This is a genomic window from Pseudomonas sp. 05T35 (assembly GCF_056396605.1).
Window position 1 is genome coordinate 1 of sequence record NZ_JBFTLU010000370.1, and the last position, 5,051, is coordinate 5,051.

At 55.8% G+C, this 5,051-nt stretch carries 7 protein-coding genes; 4 read left to right on the forward strand and 3 right to left on the reverse strand.

What is annotated here, in order from left to right:
- Nucleotides 1-2 precede the first annotated feature (2 nt).
- The 3 genes from AC1DH9_RS22930 to AC1DH9_RS22940 all read left to right on the forward strand — a co-directional run bounded on the left by AC1DH9_RS22930 (nucleotide 3) and on the right by AC1DH9_RS22940 (nucleotide 2,265).
- Nucleotides 3-1,091 carry an asparaginase gene (locus AC1DH9_RS22930; RefSeq protein WP_427546052.1) on the forward strand — a complete coding sequence of 363 codons (1,089 nt, stop codon included), beginning with the start codon at nucleotides 3-5 and terminating at the stop codon, nucleotides 1,089-1,091.
- A gap of 195 nt (nucleotides 1,092-1,286) precedes the next feature.
- Nucleotides 1,287-1,568, forward strand: a complete 282-nt coding sequence (locus AC1DH9_RS22935; RefSeq protein ID WP_477808834.1) for a DUF1654 domain-containing protein — start codon at nucleotides 1,287-1,289, stop codon at nucleotides 1,566-1,568.
- A 4-nt stretch (nucleotides 1,569-1,572) separates the two neighbouring features.
- Entirely contained in the window at nucleotides 1,573-2,265 is a 693-nt protein-coding gene (locus tag AC1DH9_RS22940) for an endonuclease (protein ID WP_427546054.1), read from the forward strand.
- Nucleotides 2,266-2,279: 14 nt separating this feature from the next.
- Here AC1DH9_RS22940 and AC1DH9_RS22945 read toward each other — a convergent pair whose 3' ends face one another.
- A complete protein-coding gene (locus tag AC1DH9_RS22945) occupies nucleotides 2,280-2,645 on the reverse strand; it encodes an SPOR domain-containing protein (RefSeq protein WP_427531027.1) in 366 nt (121 codons plus the stop codon).
- A gap of 249 nt (nucleotides 2,646-2,894) precedes the next feature.
- Between AC1DH9_RS22945 and csrA the strand changes: the two genes are divergently transcribed.
- Entirely contained in the window at nucleotides 2,895-3,089 is a 195-nt protein-coding gene (csrA, locus tag AC1DH9_RS22950) for a carbon storage regulator CsrA (protein ID WP_007920550.1), read from the forward strand.
- A gap of 230 nt (nucleotides 3,090-3,319) precedes the next feature.
- Here csrA and AC1DH9_RS22955 read toward each other — a convergent pair whose 3' ends face one another.
- On the reverse strand, nucleotides 3,320-3,775 hold the full coding sequence (locus AC1DH9_RS22955) for a DUF2214 family protein (protein ID WP_427546056.1): 456 nt from the start codon (nucleotides 3,773-3,775) through the stop codon (nucleotides 3,320-3,322).
- 319 nt (nucleotides 3,776-4,094) lie between these two features.
- Nucleotides 4,095-4,295 carry a hypothetical protein gene (locus AC1DH9_RS22960; protein ID WP_427531023.1) on the reverse strand — a complete coding sequence of 67 codons (201 nt, stop codon included), beginning with the start codon at nucleotides 4,293-4,295 and terminating at the stop codon, nucleotides 4,095-4,097.
- Between the last annotated feature and the right edge of the window lie 756 nt (nucleotides 4,296-5,051).

Genomic DNA, 5,051 nt, shown 5'->3' on the forward strand with positions numbered 1-5,051 from the left:
CAATGAAATCTGCCTTCAACACCTTTATTCCGGGCGCTTTGGCCCTCCTGCTGCTCCTCCCGACTGCACTGCAAGCAAAAGAAGTCGAAACCCAAAAGAAACTGGCAAACGTGGTCGTCCTCGCTACAGGCGGCACGATCGCCGGTGCCGGCGCCAGCTCAGCCAACAGTGCTACGTACCAGGCTGCAAAAGTCGGGATCGAACAGTTGATCGCCGGCATCCCTGAACTGAGCCAATTGGCCAATGTTCGCGGCGAGCAAGTGATGCAAATCGCCTCCGAGAGCATCACCAACGAAAACCTGCTGCAACTGGGCCGTCGCGTGGCCGAACTGGCCGACAGCAAAGACGTCGATGGCATCGTCATTACTCACGGCACCGACACCCTGGAAGAGACCGCCTACTTCCTGAACCTGGTGGAAAAAACCGACAAGCCAATCATCGTTGTCGGCTCGATGCGCCCAGGCACCGCGATGTCGGCTGACGGCATGCTCAACCTGTACAACGCCGTCGCCGTAGCGGGTAGCAAAGATGCTCGTGGCAAAGGCGTGCTGGTCACCATGAACGACGAAATTCAGTCGGGTCGTGATGTCAGCAAAATGGTCAACCTCAAGACCGAAGCGTTCAAAAGCCCATGGGGGCCATTGGGCATGGTGATCGAAGGCAAATCCTATTGGTTCCGCTTGCCAGCCAAGCGCCACACCATGGATTCGGAATTCGACATCAAAACCATCAAGAGCCTGCCTGACGTCGAAATCGCCTATTCCTATGGCAATGTCGACGGCACTGCTTACAAGGCCCTGGCCCAGTCTGGCGCCAAAGCCATCATCCATGCCGGCACCGGTAATGGCTCGGTATCTTCGCGTCTGGTTCCAACCTTGCAGGAACTGCGCAAGGATGGCGTGCAGATCATTCGTTCTTCCCACGTCAATGCTGGCGGCTTTGTCCTGCGCAACGCCGAACAGCCAGACGACAAGTATGACTGGGTCGTTGCGCATGACCTGAACCCGCAAAAAGCCCGCATCCTGACGATGGTTGCACTGACCAAGACGTCGGACAGCAAAGAGCTGCAACGGATGTTCTGGGAGTACTGATTCATTGCGTCCGGCCGGATCCGGTCGGACGCCTGCCCCCCACTCGCCCACCCGGGCGAGTGATCTACCCTCCCACCTTCCCTGCCATTGCTTCTGAATAATCACCAATCGGTTTACAGCAAACGGAAAAATTCGCTGTCAGAGGAATTTCTTGAACTTTAAGCAGTTGCGAAATCGCCTACAGTTAAATACTGTATGCACGTACAGCTTAATAAGGACTACCCCGTGGCCACGACCTCTTCAGCAGCGACTAACCCTCCAGGCTCTTACGAACGACTCGGTTTGCGCGTTCAGAAAATCATCAACTCCCCGACCGCCCAAAAAGCCAAGGCCGCCCTGATCTTCCGCCTCCCCGACGAGCCGGTAGATGAAYGGGAACGCTTGCTCGAGGAAATCGCCGAGAACGACAACGTCACCCTCGCTTATCGCGACGATGGCGGCGTGCAGATTTTCTGGGTTGTGCCGAAGGAAGACTGAGTCAATGATTGTTCGCTGTTTTGCTTTGCTGTTGTTGCTCTTCGTTGTCGTCAGTGCTCAGGCGGATGCGCCACGCACTTTCAACGAAGCGAAAAAGGTCGCCTGGACACTCTACGCCCCACAGTCCACAGAGTTCTATTGTGGCTGCAAATACACGGGCAATCGGGTCGACCTCAAAGCCTGCGGTTACGTGCCACGTAAAAATGCCAAGCGCGCTGCACGCATCGAATGGGAGCACATCGTTCCGGCATGGCAAATCGGTCATCAACGCCAGTGCTGGCAACAGGGTGGTCGCCAGAACTGCACACGTCACGACCCGACCTATCAGCGTGCCGAGGCCGATCTGCACAACCTCGTGCCGAGCATCGGCGAGGTCAATGGGGACCGAAGCAATTTCAGCTTCGGCTGGCTCCCCGTACAATCCGGGCAATACGGTTCGTGCCTGACCCAAGTCGACTTCAAGGCCAAGAAGGTCATGCCCCGCCCGTCCATTCGCGGGATGATCGCCCGCACTTATTTCTACATGAGCAAGCAATACGGTTTGCGACTGTCCAAACAGGATCGGCAACTCTACGAAGCCTGGAACAAGACTTACCCGGCACAAAGCTGGGAGCGCCAACGCAATCAGCGCGTTGCGTGCGTGATGGGGCGCGGCAATCAGTTCGTCGGCCCCGTCGACATGAAGGCCTGCGGTTAATCAGGCGGCGTCAATTACTGAGCCGTGCTGTGCTCGATGACCATTGATTCGATATTCATCTTCTTCGCCCTGGCCAGTGCTGCGGTCAGCTCGACCTGCCTTGCCTCGGCTTCAGCCTTCGAGTTGAACGGCCCGACCAGCACGCGCTGTTTACCGTCTTGCGTAACCACGTAGGAAACAAAACTGTGTTCGATCAGCCAGCCGGTGAGATCGCTGATCGCCTGCACGGTCTCGCCCTGAACCAGAACATCCCATTGCGGGGCAGCCGCCACAGCAGGTGCAGAAACGACCGGCGCCTGAGGTTTTTTCGACTCCCCGGCCTTTTCCTGACCACATCCGGCCAATACCAATACCGCGACCACCAACGCCATTTTGCGCACAACCTTCCCCTCTGAATGCCAAAAGCCGGGATTTTATCACCCGAAAATGCTTCGCGACCCGGTAAACAGGCCTCAAAACAACGAGAATGATGTTTCTCGCCTCTGTATAGTCGCACCTTGGGAATTAATGCAGCGTCTGCACGTCAGAAAGAGGCACCCAAACCGTGACACTTAGCACTAATCTATAGGTACTACCGACATCTGCATTGTCTGAGTCAGGTGCCCTACAAAGCTATCAAGGAGAAGATCATGCTGATACTCACCCGCAAAGTCGGTGAAAGCATAAACATCGGTGATGACATCACCATCACCATTCTGGGCGTTAGCGGCCAGCAGGTCAGAATCGGCATTAATGCCCCGAAAGACGTTGCGGTGCATCGCGAAGAAATCTACCAACGTATTCAGGCGGGCCTTACCGCGCCGGACAAGCGCGAAACGCCCTGAGCTCGTCAGCAATCAGTAGCCAGCCCTTTCTCTCACGGCAACGGCTGGCTAAAGATTCTGCGCGCCTATCCCTGCCTTCTCCATGACAAAGGTGCAGCACCAACACTCCACCGGTGATACCGATACTAACGACATCGCCATGAGCCTTACTGTCAGACGATTCGGATTCAGCCCGGTGAAAACCTCACAGCCGGCCTGGACACACCAAGTCATAGCGCAACGCTAACCGACTATCCAAACGTCACACCTCGCGCCATGCCTGTCGCGGCCACGACCATCAAGATAATCAACAGCGCCTCGATATGACTGATCCGCGCAAAGAGACGGACCCGCCCGACATCAACCGGCACACCTCGACTCAAAGCGATCCGCCATTTGATCAAGGCCACCATCGGTGCAATCTCAAGCAGCAGGATGATGACGAATAAAGTCATTTTCAGATGGAACAGCGGTTGATGCAGGTAATAGTCCGCGCCCTTTTCGTACCCGCCAAAGGCACGGATCCCGCCGGTCACCAGAAGAATCAATGCAGAGACTCCCCAAAAGTTATCTGCCAGCAAAACACTGCGAGCCCCCGCACCCTCTGCGGTTACTCGACGAAAAGCCATGCCACGCGTCAGACCCCCCCAGAGCGCCAGGGCATAAGCCAAAAGATGGACCGCGGCGAGAAACCAGTGAACCAGCATCGAATTGCTCCCCTTTCAAGACGAAAAATAATTGGCCTCACAGTAGTAGTCCAAAACGCCTCGCTTCGCAGGCAAGACAAACAAGCATCTTGCCCTCGCCTTCAATTGGCCACGATCAAACTGGCACGCAACTCCGTTTTATTCCGGTGTTTCGTCGCCATTCAGTTGATTGGGCTTAAGCCGCAGAGCACACTTGCACAAGTTGAAGGACCAACGCCCCTATCGATCAAAAGCCCGCCCACCTGCGGGTTTTTTTTCGCCTGCGCAATGGTCGTCACCCAACGCATGTGAAGAGCCCAGCGCGGTGGCTGGGCTCTGTTTATTGCCGGTGTTCCATCATCTTGTCAGCAAGAATCCTGGCCCTCTCGACCAATAGACTCTGCCACTCATCGTGACTCGACTTCGACCCCCCTATCGTCGGCGCCGTGAGATTGCTTTCGGCTATCAGCGCAGCACAAAAATACTGATCCCAAACGACCCTTTCTCCAGCCGTACGTCTGTTCATTTGGTCGGAGTTCATATGCGGCTCCTTTTGATGAGGTAGCCCAGCTATTTTACGCCCGAACTGCGCACATGCCGCGCTTGAGTTGGCAGTCGGCGTACGCCGTACCAACAACCTCAGGTCGATACCGACAGGCTGTCACTCCGAGTATCGGCAATCGGCCAAAAACATTCGGGCTCAGACAGGAACAGTGCCAGAAAGACCACCCTCAATTTGATTTTTGAATGCGCCCAAGGCCGAAACGACTTGCTGACTGATCTGCGGGCTCGCTGCGATGTCTGCGTCATCCATTCCTTTTGCCAGCAAGTCGACTGTTATCGAGGCGGGCTCGACAACTGCGGAGGATCGTCAGCCAGGTCCGGATCGAAATGAGGTAATTGACCCACCTCCAGGTAGTGCCTGATCGATATCCCTTCAGGACTGAGCCTCTCGGCAGCACGCAGTAACGCGGAGTTTGAAGAGGCTGCGCGAAGACTTCCTGAGATCGCAAGCAGTTGCACCATGTGTATACGCTCCATGACTTGGTGGACGGATGAATTGTCGCATACGCAGGCCAAAGCCATCTTAGCGTGAGAGCAATCCCGATCGGCAGGTGCACTCGATTGCCTCGCGGTCAGGCCGCCCGGTTGTCATGGTAGATCTCGGGGGTAAAATTAATGGTGGGCTGCCAGCATCAGTGAAACCGATGCACTTCGAGGGCAACATCATGCAAACGACTGAAGATGCGATCATTGCAGCAGCACGACTGCGCGCTGCAAGCCGGGGAGATAACGA

Excerpts from the sequence above, each read along its gene's own strand:
- AC1DH9_RS22930 (WP_427546052.1), top strand. The coding sequence starts at position 3 with ATGAAATCTGCCTTCAACACCTTTATTCCGGGCGCTTTGGCCCTCCTG.
- AC1DH9_RS22940 (WP_427546054.1), top strand. The coding sequence starts at position 1,573 with ATGATTGTTCGCTGTTTTGCTTTGCTGTTGTTGCTCTTCGTTGTCGTC.
- csrA (WP_007920550.1), top strand. The coding sequence starts at position 2,895 with ATGCTGATACTCACCCGCAAAGTCGGTGAAAGCATAAACATCGGTGAT.
- AC1DH9_RS22955 (WP_427546056.1), bottom strand. The coding sequence starts at position 3,775 with ATGCTGGTTCACTGGTTTCTCGCCGCGGTCCATCTTTTGGCTTATGCC.
- AC1DH9_RS22960 (WP_427531023.1), bottom strand. The coding sequence starts at position 4,295 with ATGAACTCCGACCAAATGAACAGACGTACGGCTGGAGAAAGGGTCGTT.